10 protein-coding genes are annotated in these 20,005 nt (G+C 34.7%); 8 read left to right on the forward strand and 2 right to left on the reverse strand.

Translation table 11 applies throughout. From position 1 onward, the window contains the following. Positions 1-15 precede the first annotated feature (15 nt). Positions 16-3,210 (reverse strand): SusC/RagA family TonB-linked outer membrane protein, encoded by a 3,195-nt coding sequence (locus DMB71_RS06480; RefSeq protein ID WP_111364670.1) that lies wholly within the window; start codon positions 3,208-3,210, stop codon positions 16-18. A gap of 928 nt (positions 3,211-4,138) precedes the next feature. On the opposite strand from DMB71_RS06480, the gene DMB71_RS06485 reads away from it, so the two are divergent. Further along, complete coding sequence (locus tag DMB71_RS06485; protein ID WP_111364671.1) at positions 4,139-6,334, forward strand: alpha-galactosidase; 2,196 nt, start codon at positions 4,139-4,141, stop codon at positions 6,332-6,334. A gap of 337 nt (positions 6,335-6,671) precedes the next feature. Here the strand turns inward: DMB71_RS06485 and DMB71_RS06490 are convergent, their stop codons facing one another. Further along, positions 6,672-7,517, reverse strand: coding sequence for an AraC family transcriptional regulator (locus DMB71_RS06490; protein ID WP_111364673.1), 846 nt, complete (start codon positions 7,515-7,517; stop codon positions 6,672-6,674). Positions 7,518-7,696: 179 nt separating this feature from the next. On the opposite strand from DMB71_RS06490, the gene DMB71_RS06495 reads away from it, so the two are divergent. The 7 genes from DMB71_RS06495 to DMB71_RS06525 all read left to right on the forward strand — a co-directional run bounded on the left by DMB71_RS06495 (position 7,697) and on the right by DMB71_RS06525 (position 20,003). Continuing rightward, on the forward strand, positions 7,697-8,611 hold the full coding sequence (locus DMB71_RS06495) for a dihydrodipicolinate synthase family protein (protein WP_111364674.1): 915 nt from the start codon (positions 7,697-7,699) through the stop codon (positions 8,609-8,611). A 199-nt stretch (positions 8,612-8,810) separates the two neighbouring features. Then, positions 8,811-10,394, forward strand: coding sequence for an aldehyde dehydrogenase (NADP(+)) (locus DMB71_RS06500; protein WP_111364676.1), 1,584 nt, complete (start codon positions 8,811-8,813; stop codon positions 10,392-10,394). A 1-nt stretch (position 10,395) separates the two neighbouring features. Continuing rightward, positions 10,396-11,406 (forward strand): 4-hydroxyproline epimerase, encoded by a 1,011-nt coding sequence (locus tag DMB71_RS06505; RefSeq protein ID WP_111364677.1) that lies wholly within the window; start codon positions 10,396-10,398, stop codon positions 11,404-11,406. Between the two features lie 445 nt (positions 11,407-11,851). Then, positions 11,852-13,087: an NAD(P)/FAD-dependent oxidoreductase gene (locus tag DMB71_RS06510; protein WP_111364679.1), complete on the forward strand. Its 1,236-nt coding sequence runs from the start codon at positions 11,852-11,854 to the stop codon at positions 13,085-13,087. Positions 13,088-13,090: 3 nt separating this feature from the next. Beyond that, positions 13,091-14,389 (forward strand): aminopeptidase P family protein, encoded by a 1,299-nt coding sequence (locus tag DMB71_RS06515; protein ID WP_111364681.1) that lies wholly within the window; start codon positions 13,091-13,093, stop codon positions 14,387-14,389. A 1-nt stretch (position 14,390) separates the two neighbouring features. Next, positions 14,391-16,547 carry a S9 family peptidase gene (locus DMB71_RS06520; RefSeq protein WP_111364682.1) on the forward strand — a complete coding sequence of 719 codons (2,157 nt, stop codon included), beginning with the start codon at positions 14,391-14,393 and terminating at the stop codon, positions 16,545-16,547. Positions 16,548-16,796: 249 nt separating this feature from the next. Continuing rightward, positions 16,797-20,003, forward strand: coding sequence for a SusC/RagA family TonB-linked outer membrane protein (locus tag DMB71_RS06525; RefSeq protein WP_111364684.1), 3,207 nt, complete (start codon positions 16,797-16,799; stop codon positions 20,001-20,003). Positions 20,004-20,005: the final 2 nt, after the last annotated feature.

Here is a 20,005-nt window from a genome sequence, read left to right on the forward strand (position 1 = left end):
TGATCTTTTACCTTGTTATAATTCAATGCTTACACCGATTCTGTAAATACGGGTTTGTGGATAAATTACACCTGTTCTGTTGTTTGTTTCAGGATCTAAATTGTATTGTTTCATGTGGTCAATAGAGAACAAATTGGTTCCTCCAGCATAAAACCTCGTATTTAGTATTCGGAATCTAGACAGCATTTTTTCAGGTAATGTGTAAGAAACCTCTAAAGATTTTAATCTGAAGAATGAAGCATCTTTTAACCAAAAGTCTGCGTCGATATTATTTCTAGGATCAGAATCATTGAATGCAACAGGGTATTTAGAATTTGGATTTTCTGCTGTATATCTATCTTCGTACAACCATCTTGGTGGCGCTACGATCGCTCCCTGAGCTTGCGGAAGAATCATTTGTCTAGCTTTTGCCTGACCTGTCCAAAGCATGTCTACAGAAAAACCTTTGTATTCAGCTCTAATCGGAATACCGTAAGCAATTTTTGGCGTTGCAGATTCAGGAATTCTCACTTTATCATTAGAAGTGATGCTTCCGTCACCATCAGTATCTTTTACCCAAAGATCACCCGGTTTTGCTCCTTCAAAATGTGGTGAATTGTCAACTTCTGCTTGAGTACGGTAAATTCCGTTTGTTTGGTAAACTAACCAAGAATCGATAGCTCTTCCAGTTGATTTTTGCCAAGCAGGAATGTTTGCTGCTTCATCGCGAAACAATACTTCACTTTGTGCATAAGTGAAATTAAAGCCAACACTATATTTAAAGCTATTGATACGATCAGCATAATTAATAGACCAATCAGTACCTCTGTTTACCGTTTTTCCGATATTTTCTTTTGGAAGAGATAATCCTGTGTACAATGGCACAGAAGCATTTCTTGCCGCTAAGATGTCAGATCTTTTATTGCTGAAATAGTCAAAAGTTGCCGTTAATTTATTTCCGAAGAATCCAAAATCAAAACCGATGTTTTTAGAATCTTGTATTTCCCAAGTGATATTTGGGTTAGGAGTAGAAGAAAGATAGATACTGTTGTTTAACGTATAATCTGATCCAAAGTAGCTGTAAAGCTGCTGATCTGTTGTTAGTTGATATCTTGTTAAGAAAAGATATTGGTTAAGGTAGTCAACTCCGTTAATAGTTTCTCTCAAATCGTCGTTACCCATTCTTCCCCAAGAAGCTCTTATTTTTAATAAATCAAATCCTTTAATATTGTTTTTGAAGAAAGGCTCTTCAGATATTTTCCAACCTGCGCTTATCGAAGGGAACATACCCCAACGAGTTGAAGAAGGGAAATTGAATGATCCGTTATAACGAGCAGTAACTTCTGCAAAATATTTATCATCATAATTGTAAGCTGCTCTTCCAAGGAAACTCTCGCGTCCGTCTTGATATGCGCCACCCGTAGCATTTTGTCCTTTAGTACTTCCAGTAAAAATCTGATCCAATTGATCACTCAATAAATCTCTTCTATAAGCATACGTTTGAGTTTTGTCCATTGTAGTTTGCTCGTATCCAACAAAAGCATTTACAGAGTGTTTGTCGAATTTACGATCGTAGGCAAGTTTTGCGAAATACGTATTTTGATTCGCAATTCGCTCTTCTTGCATTACGCTTGTTATGCTAGTGCTGTTTTTTACGTTGTTATAACTATCGTTTGTTTTGTCATAAGAATAAGCATCCCAAGGTTTTGTGAATTTCTTTTCACTACGCACATTATAATCAAATGCTGCATATCCGCTAAGAGATAATCCTTCAGTTATTCTTGGTAATTTTAACTCAAAACCGATTTTAGGATTTACAATTAAGTTTATCACATGATCGTAACCTGCCGATGGAGAAGACATTAAAATTGGATTTCTACCATTTGTGATACCCGATGATGGAGATCCGTTTTTCCAATATGCAGGAATAAAAGGATACATACTAACCGTTTCGTGCATGATACTTCCAATACTTACTGCTGGGTAGTTTCTGTCTTCTTTACGAGTAGCAATATCTAAGTTTACTTTAAAGTTCGAAGTGATATTAACATCAATATTTGATCTCAAATTGAACTGTCTGTATCTCTCGTCACTGTATCTAAGGTTACTTTCCTGATTTAAATATTGTCCAGAAAAGAAATATTTTACTTGCTCATTACCACCATTTACAGAAAGCGAAAGGTTGGCCTGTGGAGCATCTTTTCTGTAAACCTGCTTCATCCAGTCTGTGCTGGTATAATTTGGATCGGTTCCTGCTTTGTATTTGTCAATTTCAGCCTGAGTATACGGAAGTGTTGTTCCTTTATGAGCATTAAGTTCGTTGTAATACGTCATGTATTCCCACGAATTAACTCTTTCGCTCATTCTAGTTAACTGCTGAACACCGTAAGATCCGTCAACTTTGATAGTTGGTGCACCTACTTTTCCTCTTTTAGTCGTTACCAGAATAACTCCATTTGCAGAACGAACTCCGTAAATAGCAGCCGAAGCATCTTTCAAAACCGTTACAGATTCAATATCGTCAGGATTAATCCTGTTCAGGTCACGGTCTGGAATACCATCCACAACTACAAGCGGACTTGTTCCTCCTCCAAAAGAGTTGAATCCTCTAATTAAAAGACTTGAACTGTCATCACCAGGCCTTCCCGAACGGTTATTAGCAATTACTCCAGACATACGTCCAGCGATTCCGTTAGAAACGTTTGCAGATGCATTTTGAGTCAGAACGCCTCCTTTAATCGATGCAATTGCTCCCGTTGTAGAAGCTTTTTTCTGCGTTCCGTACCCAACGACAACAACTTCGTTTAGAGTTTGATTCTGCTCTTCAAGCTGAATGCTTGTTGCTTGATCTGCAGGAACTTCTTTGGTTAAAAATCCAGTGTAAGAAAACACAAGAATGCTGTTAGAATCTGGAACTTCGATAGTAAAATTACCGTCAAAGTCAGTTGTAGCTGTAATTTTTGTTCCTTTTACAAGAATATTTACACCAGGAAGCGGTTCTCCTTGTGAGCCAGTTACTTTTCCTTTTACCAGTTTTTCTACAAATAATGATGCGTTTTCAGCTTTTGTTAAAGTTAGATCATTACTCACTTTAGTAGAGAATCTTGCTTCTTTTGACTCAGCGGCAAAAGAAGTTTGTAAAGTAAGTGCCAGTAATGCTCCCGATGTTAGTTTGGTGATCTTCCATGTCTCAGAAGAAAGCCAATCTTTTGTTGGTTTTTGTTTGGTCATGTTTCTTAATGGTTTTTGTTAGTTAGTAATTTATTCTCTCGTGGTCCGTTTTTTCTTTTTCATTTGGAGAAACAAAATGCCTTGAGCTCCTGCACATTGTTTATGAAAAAAGAGATAAATGTGAAATCCAAATGTATAAATGTTTCTAAACCAACACATACCAGTACCTACCAGTTTTTTATGATATGTTTAAAAAATGAGTTTCATTTAAAAGAATATCTAAAATAAACTGGATAATATATGCATAAAACTCAAATTTGGAAGATTTGAGATATTATATAGGGTTTTTCTTGTTTTTTGAAGCCTCTTACATTTAAATTTTATTCCAAAAGCCCTTTTTTTTGAAATATATTAGAAGTTCAAATTTCAAAACCATGCATTTTGATTTTTAAAAGTGGATAATATAGTATCAGAATTTTTTTTGCTGAATAATTTTTGATTTTTTGAATGCTTTTCTTTCATTAACCATACCAGTCAGTATTTTTGAGCTAATATGTAAGAGTAAACTTGTTTATGTTTATTCGAATTTTATTATTCAGGAAGATTTTTAGGTAATAAAATATCAGAATCAATAAAAAATGATAAAATTTTTGTCAAAAGTCTATTTTTGAAAGGAATCTCTTCGTCGTGAAAAAAAGAAAATAATAAGGCAAAAAATTGGATTTAATTATTTTTTGCTATTTTTGGACTTCATTTCTTCATAATAAAAAATGGTCTTAATTAGAGCTCAAAGCCATTTTTCTTATGAATTACACCAGTTACGTTCCACTATTGGTGTAATTAAATGAATTTTTTCTCGTGATTTTATTAATAAATGTGAGGCAAGAAGTTTCAAAAAAAGAACTACAATACGATCTGAAAATGATTTGTTTTGACTTCTTTTAGAATCTTCAATAAAAGAACATTCACTATTGTTAATTAAAATTTTATGAAAAAAGTACTATTCCTATTAGTTCTGACTTCTTTCTTTTGGAAGGCTAATGCACAAAATGATCCCATTGCGATTGAAACCCAGAATACGGCACTAATCTTAAAAGTGGCAAAAAACGGATTGCTTTATCAATCGTATTTAGGGACAAAACTCGAAGCTGCGGCTTACAATACGCTTTCTAAAGAAACAGAAAGAACATTTGTTATAAACGACGGAAATCCATTGCTTAATTTAAGACATCAGGCTTATCCAACTTACGGGACAGATAATTTGTTTGAATCGGCTATCAGAATGACTCATAATGATGGAAATCCTGCTTTGGAGCTAGTGTACGTAAGCCATCAAACAACAAAAATAGATGGTAACACAACTGAAACTGCCATAAAAATGAAGGATCCAGTTTATCCAGTAGAAGTTACACTTCATTATAAATCTTTTTACAAAGAAAATGTAATTGAACAATGGACAGAGATTGTGCATGGCGAAAAGAAACCAATAACGTTGTACAACTATGCTTCGTCTATGCTGCATTTTGATGCGGATAAATATTGGCTGACTCAATTTCATGGCGATTGGGCAAAAGAAGTTAGAATGCAAGAAAGCGAATTGACAAGCGGTGCCAAAGTAATCGATTCTAAATTAGGTGTAAGAACCAATATGTACCAGACGCCAGTCTTCTTTTTGGCATTGAATGACAAAGCAAAAGAGAACACTGGAGAGCTTGTAGCAGGAACTATTGCCTGGTCGGGAAATTTTAAGTTTACTTTTGAACTTGACAATAAAAAATCACTGAGAATCAGTTCTGGAATTAATCCGTTTGCTTCAGAGTATAGTCTTCAGCCAGGAGAAGTATTTACAACGCCATCTTTTATTTATACTTTTTCGAACAAAGGAAAAGGACAAGCGAGCAGAAATTTGCATTCTTGGGCAAAAAACTATGGCGTAAAAGATGGTGATAAACCTCGTTTAACTTTATTGAATAATTGGGAAACTACTTTTTTTAATTTCGACGAAAAGAAATTGACCGATATGTTTGAAGACTCTAAAACATTGGGTGTTGATATGTTTTTATTAGACGACGGATGGTTTGGAAATAAATATCCGAGAAGCGGAGACAAATCTGGTTTAGGAGATTGGGAAGCAACGAAAACAAAACTGCCAAATGGTTTAGGTTTTCTAATGCAGCAAGCAGAAAAAACAGGAGTTAAATTCGGAATCTGGATTGAGCCAGAAATGGTAAATCCGAAAAGTGAATTGTATGAAAAACATCCAGATTGGGTTTTAAAATTGCCAAATAGAGCAGAAAGCTACTATCGCACGCAACTGGTTTTGGATTTATCGAATCCTAAAGTGCAGGATTTTGTCTTTAAAACAGTTGATGATATTATGCAGACAAATGGAGGCGTAGCCTTTTTTAAATGGGACTGTAATCGTATGATGACCAACGCATATTCTACTTATTTAAAAAATCAGCAATCGCATTTGTTTATTGAATATACCAGAGGTTTATATAAAGTTTTAGAAAGAATTAAAACAAAATATCCGCATTTGCCAATGATGCTTTGCGCTGGCGGCGGAGGAAGAACAGATTATGCTTTCTTAAAATATTTCACAGAATTTTGGGCAAGTGACAATACAGATCCTTACAATAGAGTATTTATTCAGTGGGGATTCTCGCAGTTTTTTCCAGCTTTTTCGATTTGCAATCACGTAACATCATGGGGAAATCAGTCTATTAAATTCAAAACAGACGTTGCCATGATGGGTAAATTAGGTTTTGATATTAATATAAAAGAACTGAAAGAAAAAGAATTAAAATATACTCAGGATGCAGTAGCTAACTATAAAAGATTAAGTTCTGTAATCTGGCATGGCGATATATACAGAATTGTTTCTCCTTACGAAGACAGCCGAGCTGTATTAATGTATGTTGACGAATCAAAAAATAAAGCTGTTTTATTTTCTTATACACTTCATCCGCTTTATGATCCGCAATATAATTTGGTTCGTTTTCAAGGTTTGGACGCCAATAAAAAGTATAAAGTTGAAGAAATCAATTTAATGCCTGAAGCAAAGAAAACGCTTGAAGAATCTGGCGAATCTTTTACAGGAGATTATTTAATGAATGTAGGTTTAAGAGTTTCTTCTTCGAAAGTAGAATCGAGTGTTGTGCTGGAAATAACAGCATTATAGAAGAATTAGAAAACATTTTTTCTGAAATAAATCAGCTGTTTGATCGCGTTTAAAATAATGAGATCAAACAGCTGATTTGTTTTTAACCCAATGTATATCTGTAGAGACGCACCGCATATCCACAATAAATTATACGCAATGCTAGTGCGTCTCTACGAATGTTTTCTTCTTTCACAGATTTTAAAATCCTTTTAATCTTAATAATCTGTGGCTAAAAAAAATGGCGACTTTGCGTCTTTGTGAGCATTTTTCTCTAGCAGATTTAGCAGATTTTGGAGATTTTTTTATGTTTTAATCCCGATAGCTATCGGGAGCTTAAAACATTTGTGCTCATGAATTACAAATTCAGTTTTCTATATTGCAAAGGCGAAAGCTGTTTTAATTCCTTAAACTTTCGATTAAAATTGGAAATATTATTAAAGCCGCATAATTCGGCAATTTCCAAAACAGAGAGTTCTTCATTATTAGATAATAACTTTGCCGCTCTCTCAATTCGCACTTCAATTAAAAATTGAAAAAAAGACTTGTTGGTCCGAACTTTAAAATACCGGCAGAAAGCATTTTTTGTCATACTAGCAATCGAAGCAATTTCATCAAGCGTAATATTTTTATGGAAATTGGTCATGACATATTCAAACACAATCTGCATTCTTTTTCCTTCGTTATCCGTTATTTTCTTTTGATATAAATAATTAGAAAGCGGAGTAGTTTCTGATGTAGAAAGCCATTTTAAAATATCCAGAAATAATATAAAACGCGTATAACTGTCGGCTTTTTTTAGTTTCTTAAAATATTTGACTACTTTTTTTGGCGCGTTATGAATTATGAATCCGTTTTTACTGCTTTCTAGAATTGGATGAATGTTTCTAAAAGTAGGCAATTCGAAAAAGTCTTTTCCGAACGAGTTGAAAGTAAAGAATAAAGTGCGCATTACAGAAATTACATTTTCCTGAACATCGCTTCTAAAAACATGCGGTAGATTGCTTCCAATTACCAGTATATCACCCTCACGATATTGCGAAATAGTGTCTCCAGCAAAAACGGCTCCTTCTCCTTTTTCTATAAAACTAATTTGTATTTCTTCATGCTGATGCAGTTTATCATAGAATGATACTTCGATATCTTCTTGATATATAAGGGGATCTTCTCCAGATTTTGGAATTTTAAATGGGAAAACTTTCATATAGTGGTTAGTTAGTTATAATCAAATATATTGCATTTGAATAAAAAAATGATGCTATAATGTTCAGTTTTTTAAAATTTACCACTATAGAGGGTAATATAGTATCATTTTGTGGTAATTTTTAAAGGGTGCGCTCTATTGTTTCTAGATAATTTTGGCCTTAATAAAAAATTAAAAATATGAGTATTCAATGGAATGGCGTTATGCCAGCGGTAACTACAAAATTTACTGCAGATGACAAATTAGACTTCAATATGTTTGAAGTTAATATGAAGGCACAATTAAATGCTGGAGTTTCAGGAATTATTTTAGGAGGCACTTTAGGTGAAGCCAGCACACTTTTAGAAGAAGAAAAAAGAGAATTAGTAAAACATACAGTTTCGCTAACAGAAAATAAAGTGCCTGTAATTATGAATATTGCAGAGCAGTCTACAAAAAATGCAATTTTAGCTGCCAATAAAGCTGAACAAGATGGAGCAAAAGGATTAATGATGCTTCCTCCAATGCGTTATAAAGCATCTGATTTTGAAACAGTAACTTTCTATAGTGAAGTGGCAAAAAACACTTCTCTTCCTATTATGGTATACAACAATCCAGTTGACTATAAAATTGAAGTTACGCTAGACATGTTTGAAGAATTATTAAAATATGATAACATTCAAGCAGTAAAAGAATCTACTAGAGATATCTCTAACGTTACTAGAATGATCAACCGTTTTGGAGATCGTTTAAAAATATTATCTGGAGTTGACACATTAGCATTAGAAAGTTTATTTATGGGCTCTGATGGATGGGTTTCTGGATTAGTTTGCGCTTTCCCTGAAGAAACAGTGGCAATTTACAAATTAGCAAAAGCAGGAAGATTTGATGAAGCTTTGAAGATCTACAGATGGTTCTTGCCTTTATTAGAATTGGATATTAATGCATTTTTAGTTCAGAATATTAAACTAGCAGAGGTTGCAACAGGAATTGGTTCAGAATATGTTCGTGCGCCGAGATTGCCATTGCAAGGAGCAGAAAGAGAAAGAGTATTAGCAATTATTGCTGAAGGATTACGTACAAGACCAACTTTGCCAGACTATAAAAATTTATAACAGCATATTTAAAAGATTGGCTTTGCTTTTTTAGTTTTCAGTCTCGTTTCTCAGCTTTCAGTCGCAGTCTCAGTTTTTCAGTTTCCATTTACAGTCAGGGTTTTCGGATACTGTGTTTACTGGGGCTGCGACTGAAACTTGAGACTAAAACCGCGCCTGAAAACTAAAATGGCACTTAATTCATTTATAAGATAAAAACATGATTACAGGAAAAAATTATATAGGAAGCCAGCTAAAAGCAGGCGGTTCAAAAATACTAAAAACGTTTAATCCAATATTAAACATAGAAAATCCATGGGTTTTTACAGAGGCAACTCAAGATGAAATTGAAGAAGCGGTTGCGCTAGCCAATCAAGCATTTGCGAGTTATAAAAACTATTCAGGTGTAGAAAAAGCTAAATTTTTGAACGCTATAGCTGATGAAATTTTAGCATTAGGAGATGATCTTTTAGTTCAATATTGTACCGAATCGGGTTATCCGAGAGGAAGGGCAGAAGGAGAACGCGGAAGAACAATCGGCCAGTTAAAAGCTTTTGCCGATATGCTTACAGAAGGAAGCTGGATACAAGCAACAATAGATACTGCAATAACTGATAGACAGCCTGCACCAAAAGAAGACTTACGCAAAATGTTAACACCTTTAGGGCCAATTGTGGTTTTTGGATCAAGTAATTTTCCTTTTGCATTCTCTACAAGCGGAGGAGATACAGCTTCAGCTTTGGCTGCAGGTTGTCCAGTTATTGTAAAAAGCCATTCTATGCATATTGGAACGGGTGAGATGGTTGCTTCTGCGATTATAAAAGCAGCTCAGAAAACCAATATGCCAGAAGGTGTTTTTTCTAATCTTATTGGTGATGGAAGAACACTTGGGACAAGTTTGGTAAAACATCCATTAGTAAAAGGAGTAGGTTTTACAGGAAGCATTAAAGGCGGACGTGCTTTGTGCGATTTAGCAGCACAGCGTCCAGAACCAATTCCAGTATTTGCCGAAATGGGAAGCATTAATCCAGTAGTATTATTGCCTAATGCTTTGAAAAAAAATAGCCAAAAATGGGCAACAACTTATGCAAGTTCTATCACTTTGGGAGCAGGACAATTTTGTACTAATCCAGGTTTATTGCTGGCTTTAAAAGGAGAAGAATTAAATGAATTTGCAGAAAACCTAGATCAGGCAATCGAAAAAATTCAGCCAGGCTGTATGCTTCATCCTTCTATTTATGCTGATTTTAATAACGGAATTGCAAAAATAGAAGAGCAGAATGGAGTTTCAAGAATAGCTCAATTTAAAGGCGAGTCAATACCAAATCACGGTGCTTCAACAGTCTTAAAAGTTGATGGAAAAGAATTTTTTAAAAATACAGTATTACATAATGAAGTTTTTGGACCTTTTTCAATTTTAATTGAATGTGAAAATGAATCTGAATTAATAGAAGTAATTTCTAAGTTGGAAGGACAGCTAACAGGAACAATTATAAGTGAAGAAAACGAAATTGATACCCATAAAGGAATAATTGATGCTTTGCAGAATCGAGTAGGCCGTTTGATCTATAATGGTGTTCCAACAGGAGTAGAAGTTTGCGCTTCAATGCTTCACGGCGGACCTTATCCTGCATCTTCAGATTCGCGTTACACAGCAGTTGGTATAGATGCAGTGTATAGATGGGTACGCCCAGTAAGTTTTCAGAATTGGCCAGATCATTTGCTGCCAGCTGAATTACAAAACGAGAATCCGCTGCAAATTGTTCGTACCGTAAATAATAAACTAACACTATCTCAAATATAAAATGGTAAAGAAAACTTTTTTTTGCGTAGATGCTCATACGTGCGGGAATCCAGTTAGGGTTGTTGCCGGTGGCGGACCAAATCTACAAGGCAATTCGATGAGTGAAAAACGGCAGCATTTCTTAAAAGAATATGACTGGATTCGTAAAGGATTAATGTTTGAACCAAGAGGGCATGATATGATGAGCGGAAGCATTTTGTATCCGCCAACTAATCCTGATAATGATTTTGGTATTCTGTTTATAGAAACTTCTGGCTGTCTGCCAATGTGCGGACACGGTACAATTGGAACTATTACAATTGCTGTCGAAGAAGGTTTGGTTACTCCAAAAGTTCCTGGAATTATCAAAATGGAAGCTCCTGCAGGTTTAGTGCATATCGAATATCAGCAAACTGGCAAAAAGGTAGATTGGGTACGTCTGACCAACGTAAAATCATATCTAGCAGCAGAAGGGCTTACTATTGATTGTCCAGAATTGGGCGAAATTGTTTTTGATGTGGCTTACGGAGGAAATTACTATGCCATTGTAGATCCGCAAAAGAATTTTTCTGGCGTGCAAGATTTTACAGCAAGCAAAATTGTTCAGTATAGTCAGGAAGTGCGCAAAAAGATTAATGAAAAATATCCAAATTATTTCATCCATCCAGAGAATGATACAATTCGAGATGTATCACATATGTTATGGACAGGAGCGCCTATTGATCCAACATCATCAGGCAGAAATGCTGTTTTTTATGGCGACAAAGCAATTGACCGTTCACCATGCGGAACAGGAACATCTGCTAGAATGGCGCAATTGCACGCTAAAGGAAAATTAAAAAAAGGAGAAGAGTTCATTCACGAAAGTTATATTGGAAGTAAGTTTATTGGAAAAGTGGTAGAAGAAACTTCTATTGGAGATATTCCAGCGATTGTTCCAAGTATTCAAGGGTGGGCAAAAGTATACGGATATAATAATATTATAATTGATGAAAGCGACGATCCATATGCATTTGGATTTCAGGTTATTTAAAAATCAGTTTATAATATAATTAAGCTGTTGGTTAAATTAAATTATTGTTTTTTTGAATAGTCCCTAGTTTTAACTAAGGGATTTAGAAATTGTAAATAGGATGGGCTTTAGCCAAATTAACGTGGTTGTTGTTGAAGCTAAAACCATCTTTTACAATTTTAATTATCACCGTCGTTAAATCAAGAGATTTTTGCATTCAGATTGGAGCTGAGAATTAAATAATAATATTCAGATATAGCCTGTGGTTTCAACCATGGGTTCATATAGATTGTTTTTTGACAACGTACCCGTGGTTGAAACCACGGGCTATGTTTAAAAATAGAAAAAAACAATTGCTAAGTAAAGACCAAGTCAATTGATTTTTAACGTAATGAAACATATAATCTAATTCAACAGATTTAAAATATAATTAGTAGTTCAAAGAACTCTTAACGAAATAAAATTTATGAAAAAAGTTGCTGTTATTGGCGGTGGAATTATTGGTTTATGTTCTGCCTATTATCTTGCAAAGGAAGGTTACGAGGTGAGCGTATTTGATGAATCTGATATGAACAATGGCTGTTCGTACGGAAATGCAGGTATGATTGTACCATCGCACATAATTCCGCTGGCACAGCCTGGTATGATTGCCCAAGGAATAAAATGGATGTTTGACAGCCGTAGTCCGTTTTATGTAAAACCGCGTTTAAGTAAAGATTTAATAAACTGGGGAATGCAGTTTTACAAACATGCCAATTTACGTCATGTAGAAAATGCAATGCCTGCTTTACGAGATCTTTCTTTATTAAGTAAAGAATTATATCAGGATTTTGCCAAAGAAAATAATTCTTTCTTTTATGAAGAAAAAGGACTTTTAATGCTTTATAAAAGTGATAAAGTAGGAGAAGAAATGCATCACGAAGGAAAAGAAGCAGAACGTCTAGGACTTGAAGTAGATTATCTGTCAAAATCTGAAGTGGCACTTTTAGAAAAAGGAACCAATACAAATGTAATTGGAGGAGTTCATTATAAAAGCGATGCCCATTTGTATCCGCAAAAATTTATGGCTTTTATTAAAGAAGAATTATCTCGTTTAAAAGTCGAAATTCATTCGCAAACCAGCGTTAAAGATTTTGTTCTAGAAGGAAATAAAATTGAAAAAATTGTTACCGATAAAGGGCTTTTTAGAACTGACGAAGTGGTTTTGGCATCAGGATCTTGGAGTCCTTTTTTGGCTAAAAAATTAAATATCTCAATTTCTATTTTGCCAGGAAAAGGATATAGTTTTACATTAAAAGATAAATCAGAAAAACCAAGCATTCCATCTATTTTATGTGAAGGAAAAGTGGCCGTAACTCCAATGGCAAATGATATTAGATTTGGAGGAACTATGGAAATAACACACGCCAAAGACAATAAAATAAATGCAAACAGGCTTCAGGGAATTATAAACAGCATTAATGATTTCTATCCTGATATGGAAGTAGAAATGCCAAAAACTGAAGATACTTGGTTTGGGTTTAGACCATGCACGCCATCAGGAATGCCTATTATTGCCAGAGACAAAAAAGTTGTAAATTTGACCTTAGCAACAGGACATGCCATGATGGGATTAAGTCTCGCACCGGCAACAGGAAAAATTATAACAGAGATTATTTCTGGTAAACCGACTTCTGTAGCTATTGACAGATTCCAAATATAAAATATGAGATACAACCAGATTCCGGTTTCTTTGTTTGCAGAAAACCGAAAAAGATTTGCCCAAAAAATGCAGTCGAATAGTTTGGCTATTCTGACTTCAAACGACGTAATGCCAAATAATGCAGATGATGTTATGGGATTTGCGCAAAACAATGATTTGTTTTATTTATCTGGAATTGATCAGGATGAAACCATTTTGGTGCTTTATCCAGATGCTTTTAAAGAAGAAAATAGAGCGATACTTTTTGTAAAAGAAGCAAATGAACATACACTTCTTTGGGATGGTAATTTTTTGACTAAAGAACAAGCAACTGCTATTTCCGGGATCCAGAATATCAAATGGCTTCACGAATTTGAAAAGACTTTACAGCTTTTTGCTTTTGAAGCTGATAGTATCTATTTAGGTCACAATGAACATATTAAAAGAGTAACTGCCGAAATTGAAACTAGACAAGACCGAATGATAAAATGGTGCAAAGAAAAATATCCATTGCATCAATACGAGCGTGTTGCAAAAATAACGCGCGAATTACGTCCAATTAAATCGAACGAGGAAGTTGATTTAATTAAAAAAGCAACTGCAATAAGTGTTGAAGGTTTTCATAGAGTTTTACACGCAATTCGTCCGAATATAAAAGAATACGAATTAGAAGCTGAATTACTTTACACCACCGTAAAAAACGGAGGAACAAGACAAGCCTTTAGGTCAATTGTAGCATCTGGCGGAAACGCTTGTTCACTTCATTATAATACCAACGATGATATTTGTGAAGAAAATGAAATGGTTCTTCTTGATTTTGGAAGCTGCTATGCCAATTATAACTCTGATACAACAAGATGTATTCCGGTTAACGGAACTTTTAGTCCGAGACAAAAAGAGGTTTACGAATCTGTTTTGTATTGTTTGAAAGAAGGTTCTAAATTGCTAAAACCTGGAGTTTTATCGAAAGATTATGAACTTCAAATGGCTAAATTAATTGAAGCTGAATTAGTAAAGTTAGGGCTTATTACAGAGGAACAGATTAAATATCAAGATCCAGAAAAACCTGTTTACAAGAAATATTTCATGCATGGAACTGCGCATCATTTAGGATTAGATGTTCACGATGTTGGTTTGTATTCAAGACCTTTTGAAAAAGGAATGGTGCTTACGTGCGAACCTGGAATTTATATTAGAGAAGAAGGAATAGGATGTCGCTTGGAGAATGATTATTTGATAACAGAAGACGGAAATATCAATCTAAGTGAGGCCATGCCTATTGAAATTGCCGAAATTGAAAATTTAATTAAAAATAAAAAGTAAGATGAAAAAGTATTTGTTGTTTCTTCTGTTTATATGCACCTCTGTTTTTGCACAGAAGATTGATATTAACAATCTAAACTGGTTGCCAAATTCTCATTCTTTTTGGGTGAATCAAGACAATAATGTAGTCATTTATGATGTCGATAAGCTAGATAAACAAAATACTATTTTATCAAAAGCACAATTAGCGGCATCTGGATTTAGTGGAGAAATTGAACAATTGGTTTGGAACGATTCAAAAACAAAAGTATTAGTCTATACAAATTCTAAAAAAGTATGGAGAGACAATACCAGAGGCGATTATTGGTATTTTGATTTAGCTACAGGAAAAGGAAAACAATTAGGCAAAAACTTGGATGCTTCATCCTTAATGTTTGCTAAATTTTCTAGCGATAATGAAAATGTTGCCTATGTTTCAAAACACAATATTTATGTTGAAAATCTTAATTCTGGAAAAATTACACCAGTAACAACAGATGGTACAGATAAAATCATCAACGGGACTTTTGATTGGGTTTATGAAGAAGAACTAGCTGCGCGTGATGGATTCAGATGGAGCCCTGATGGAAAAAGCATTGCTTTTTGGAGAGTAGATGCAACGTCTACCAAATTTCATTATATGATTAATAATACCGATTCGTTGTATCCGACAATTATTCCTGTAGAATATCCAAAAGCAGGAGAAAAACCATCTTCGGTTAAAATCGGAATTGTAAATATTGATTCTTTGCAAACCAATTGGCTAAACATTCCGGGAGAGCCAGATAATAATTATTTGGTTCGAATGAAATGGATTAGTAACGAGTCTGTTATGGTGATTCAGTTAAACCGGAACCAGAATCAGGTAACTATGTACGATTGCAATGCAAAATCGGGTTCTGCTAGGGTTATTTATAAAGAAGAGTCAAATTCTTGGATAGATGTTTTTGACATTTCATCGGGACTATATGATACTTTTCCTTGTCAATTTGTGGATAATGGAAAATCCTTTTTATGGAGTTCTGATGCCGACGGATGGATGCATATCTATAAAATAAGTTTGGATGGAAAATCAAAAGAATTAATAACCAAAACTAATTTTGACGCTTATTATAAAGCATATAACGAAAAAACAAAAACAATATATTTTACTGCAAGTCCAGAAGATGCAACACAGCGTTATTTGTATGAAACCAATTTAGGTTCTAAAAAGACAAAAAGAGTAACGCCTGCTATTTTTGAAGGTTCAAACCGATATATCTTTTCTACAGATGCAGCTTACGCACAACATACCAACGCCAGCATTTCGAGAGATTATAATCAGAGATTGATCGCTTTGTCGGGACATCAAAAGATTTATCCAAAAGAAGCAGATGTTTTTGCAGCCCCTCATAGAGATTATTCGTTAGAAAAATTTAAAGTTAAAACAGTTGATGGTATTGACATTGACGGAATCATGGCAAAACCATTAGATTTTGATGCTTCAAAAAAATATCCGGTTTTCTTTTATGTGTATGGAGAACCAATGGCTACGGTTGCCAATGACAGACCTTATTTTAATGAATTTATCGCTGCTCTAATCCCAAAAGGATACATCGGAATTGCTATGGATAACAGAGGAACTCCTGCAATGAAAGGAACACAGTGGAGAAAATCAATTTATAAAAATATCGGAATTATCAACACGCACGATCAGGCAATGGCGGCTAAAGAAGTTCTAAAATGGAATTTTATTGATGCCGATCGCGTAGCAATTCACGGTTGGAGCGGCGGAGGTGCTGTAACTTTAAATTTAATGTTTCAATACCCAGAAATCTATAAAACGGGAATTGCAATTGCAGCCGTGACAGATCAGCATTTTTATGACAATATCTACACAGAACGTTATATGGGATTGCCAGATGAAAATGAAGCAACCTATATTAAGGCTTCTCCAGTAACTCATGCTAAGAACTTAAAAGGAAATTTGCTTTATATTCATGGTACTGGCGATGATAACGTGCACTATAAAAATGCAGAAGTTCTAATCAATGAATTGGTGAAGTACGATAAAATGTTCGATTTAATGATTTATCCAAACCGTTCGCATAGCATTGATGAAGGTGAAGGAACCTCACAACATTTAATGGATACATTTGTGAGATATACAGAAAAAAATTGCCCGCCAGGAGCAAAATAAAAAAAGTAATATAATATAAAAAGAAAGGAGAATTTCAACTTGATGAAATTCTCCTTTTTTTTTGACTTGTTTAGTTTTGAAATGATTTAAATGTTTGATTTTGAAATCTTTCCAAAAAGGTAATATAGTAAATGTGTAATTGCGAAATTGATATTTATAGGGTAATATAAGCAGGTTTTTCGGTAATATATTATCAGAAAAATTATCTAAAAAGCAAAATATTTGCCACATTAATTATAAAACCATTTTATGAAATTCAAGATTAATGTTAGAAAAATTGCAGTACTCTTTTTTGTACTGTTGACTAAACTGACCTTTGCCCAAGATCGGGTGGTGTCAGGAATTGTTTCAGATGAGAATGGGGTTCCATTGCCAGGTGTTGGAGTACTGGTAAAAGGAACTCAAACAGGTTCTCAGACTGATTTTGATGGGAAATATTCAATAAAAGCTGATGCAAATGCGGTACTTGTGTTTAGCTTTATTGGAATGCAAACTAAAGAAGTTCCAGCACGTGGTAATAGCGTAAACGTAAAAATGAGCGCAGGATCTACACAATTGCAAGAAATCGTAGTTACGGCATTAGGACTTAAAAGAGAGAAAAAATCTCTTGGTTATGCCACACAAGAAATAAATGGAGATCAGCTAACTAAAATAAATACAGGTAACGTTTCTAATAATATTTCCGGAAAAATTGCCGGAGTCGAAATCAGAAGAAATAATAATATTGGCGGTTCTACCAATGTTGTAATTCGTGGTACAACTTCTTTAACTGGAAACAATCAGGCTTTATGGGTTGTTGATGGAATTGTATTAAATAATGATAATACTAATTCGGCAGATCAAAAATCGGGAGGAAATGTAGGTGGTTACGATTACGGAAATGCTGCTTCTGACATTAACCCTGATGATATAGAAACGATGAACGTTTTAAAAGGTGCTGCAGCAACCGCATTATATGGTTCTAGAGCATCAAACGGTGTTATCATTGTAACACTTAAAAAAGGAAGCAAAACAAAAGGCGGATTAGGATTCGATTTTAGTTCGGGAGTTAACGTTGGTGTTGTAGACAAGAAAACTTTGCCAGAATATCAAAACCAATACGGAGGAGGTTATGGCGATTTTTATGGGACAGTTGATTTAGGCAGTGGAGTTCATCCTTACACAGCTACCGATGATGCGGCATGGGGACCAAAATTTGATCCTTCATTGCTGGTTTACAACTGGAATTCGTTTTATCCAGAATTGCCAACTTATGGAAAAGCAACGCCTTATGTAGCCGTAAAAAACAATCCAAATAGTTTTTATCAGAACAGTTTAACATATATCAATAGTATCGCTTTCTCGGCAGCAAATGATCAGGGAGACTTTAGATTTGGTTATACGAATTACAATCAACAACAGGGAATTCTTCCTAATAGCAACAACAGAAAAGACAATTTTAATTTTTCTGGAAGTTATAAAGTTGCACCTAAAACAAGAATTTCAACTTCAGCTAATTATTTGACATCTGATGCTGTTGGAATGAATGAAACGGGATATGGAGATGGAGGAAATAACTATTTAAGCAGTGTAAGACAATGGTACACGACTAATGCTGATTTTCGAGATTTAAAAGAGGCTTACGAATTGACAGGGAAAAATACGACTTGGAATGTTGGTTCGCCAGATAATTTAGCAGTTCAGTTTCATGATAACCCATACTTTCAACGTTATAACAACTACAACTCGTTAAAAAGAGATCGCTTCTTCGGTAATGTTGTGGTAAAAACAGAAGTTAACAATTGGTTTGATATTATGGGGCGCGGTGCAGTAGATTTTTACCATCAATTGCAGGAAGAGCGTATTGCTGTAGGTTCTAAAAGAACACCAAATGCTCTTGGTCAATATTCAAGATATGATAAAAATTTCCGCGAAATCAATTTAGATTTAGTATTGAATTTCAAAACGGCTATCACTGATGGTATCAATTTTACTGGTATGTTAGGAGGAAACACCAGACGTTCTGTTAATAATTCTATCTACGCAGTAACAAATGGCGGATTGGTTGTACCGGGAATTTATGCCTTAACTAACTCAATTGACCCGATTAACAGTCCTGACGAGATGCAGCAAACACTTGGAACTAATAGTGTTTATGGTATGGCAAGTTTTAATTTCTTAGATACATATTTTCTTGAAGGAACTTATAGAGTAGATCAGTCATCTACATTACCAAAAGATAATAATACTTATTCTTACCCATCAATTACAGCCACTTATATTTTTAGTAATCATATAAAAGCAGATTGGCTTTCATTTGGTAAACTACGTTTGAATTATGCTGAAACAGGAAACGATGCTCCGTTTGCAGTAACTTCTACGCTTTATCCTAAAAACACCAATTTTGGGCCAGGTGGAATCCGTTTTTCTACAGATAACAGCAGAAGCAATTCTGATTTAAAAAGTGAGTTAACCAAAGGAGTTGAAGCAGGTCTTGAACTTAAGTTTTTCAAAAATAGGTTAGGGGTTGATTTTTCATATTATAAAACAAACACAACGAACCAGATTCTATCTATTGAAACGCCTACACAAACAGGATATACAAGAGCTTGGATAAATGGCGGAGATGTTCAGAATAAAGGATTTGAGGTAACAGTAAATGCTACTCCTATAAAAACTAAAGATTTTTCATGGCAGGCTACAGTGAACTGGTCAACCAATAAAAATGAAGTAATCTCTTTAGGAGGAGCAAGTCAGATTTCGTTAGGATCATTTCAAGGAGTAAATTATGTTGCAGAAGTAGGGAAGCCAGTAGGGCAGTTGGTTGGTTCTGGTTTTACTTATTTAAATGGAGAAAAAGTAATTCGTTCTAATGGAAGATATCTTCAAAGTGCAGGAGTTGTGATCGGAAATGTTGCGCCAGATTGGATTGGCGGTTTCAATAACGTTTTAACGTACAAAAACCTTTCTTTCAACTTTTTAATTGATGTGAAAAAAGGTGGAGATGTATATTCTCTAGATCAGCAATACGGACATACGACAGGAATTTACGAAAGTACGGTAAGTAAAAACCATAATGGAGTTCCTCAGCGTGAACCAGTTGCTCAAGGCGGTGGTGTATTATTGGACGGTGTAAAACAAGATGGAACGCCAAATGATGTTACAGCTAGTGTAACTGGCACAAACGGATACAATTTTTACAATTCTATGCCACAGCAGCAATATGTATATGATGCATCTTATGTAAAACTTCGCGAAATAGGTTTGAGCTATAAACTGCCAAAAAGATTTATAGAAAACACCTTTATCAGCAATATGGTTTTTGCTGTAAACGGAAGCAATTTATGGATCATTCATAAAAACCTGCCTTATGCAGATCCTGAAGCAGGAGCGTCTTCGGGTAATTTACAGGGCTTTCAAACTGGAGTATTGCCAACAACAAAAGAGTACAGTTTTACTATGAAAGTTCAATTCTAAAA

Source organism: Flavobacterium tistrianum (assembly GCF_003254545.1).
GTDB classification, from domain to species: Bacteria; Bacteroidota; Bacteroidia; order Flavobacteriales; family Flavobacteriaceae; genus Flavobacterium; species Flavobacterium tistrianum.

Coding starts and splice junctions, on each gene's coding strand:
- DMB71_RS06505 (WP_111364677.1), top strand. CDS start 10,396: ATGGTAAAGAAAACTTTTTTTTGCGTAGATGCTCATACGTGCGGGAAT.
- DMB71_RS06500 (WP_111364676.1), top strand. CDS start 8,811: ATGATTACAGGAAAAAATTATATAGGAAGCCAGCTAAAAGCAGGCGGT.
- DMB71_RS06520 (WP_111364682.1), top strand. CDS start 14,391: ATGAAAAAGTATTTGTTGTTTCTTCTGTTTATATGCACCTCTGTTTTT.
- DMB71_RS06525 (WP_111364684.1), top strand. CDS start 16,797: ATGAAATTCAAGATTAATGTTAGAAAAATTGCAGTACTCTTTTTTGTA.
- DMB71_RS06495 (WP_111364674.1), top strand. CDS start 7,697: ATGAGTATTCAATGGAATGGCGTTATGCCAGCGGTAACTACAAAATTT.
- DMB71_RS06515 (WP_111364681.1), top strand. CDS start 13,091: ATGAGATACAACCAGATTCCGGTTTCTTTGTTTGCAGAAAACCGAAAA.
- DMB71_RS06480 (WP_111364670.1), bottom strand. CDS start 3,210: ATGACCAAACAAAAACCAACAAAAGATTGGCTTTCTTCTGAGACATGG.
- DMB71_RS06485 (WP_111364671.1), top strand. CDS start 4,139: ATGAAAAAAGTACTATTCCTATTAGTTCTGACTTCTTTCTTTTGGAAG.
- DMB71_RS06510 (WP_111364679.1), top strand. CDS start 11,852: ATGAAAAAAGTTGCTGTTATTGGCGGTGGAATTATTGGTTTATGTTCT.
- DMB71_RS06490 (WP_111364673.1), bottom strand. CDS start 7,517: ATGAAAGTTTTCCCATTTAAAATTCCAAAATCTGGAGAAGATCCCCTT.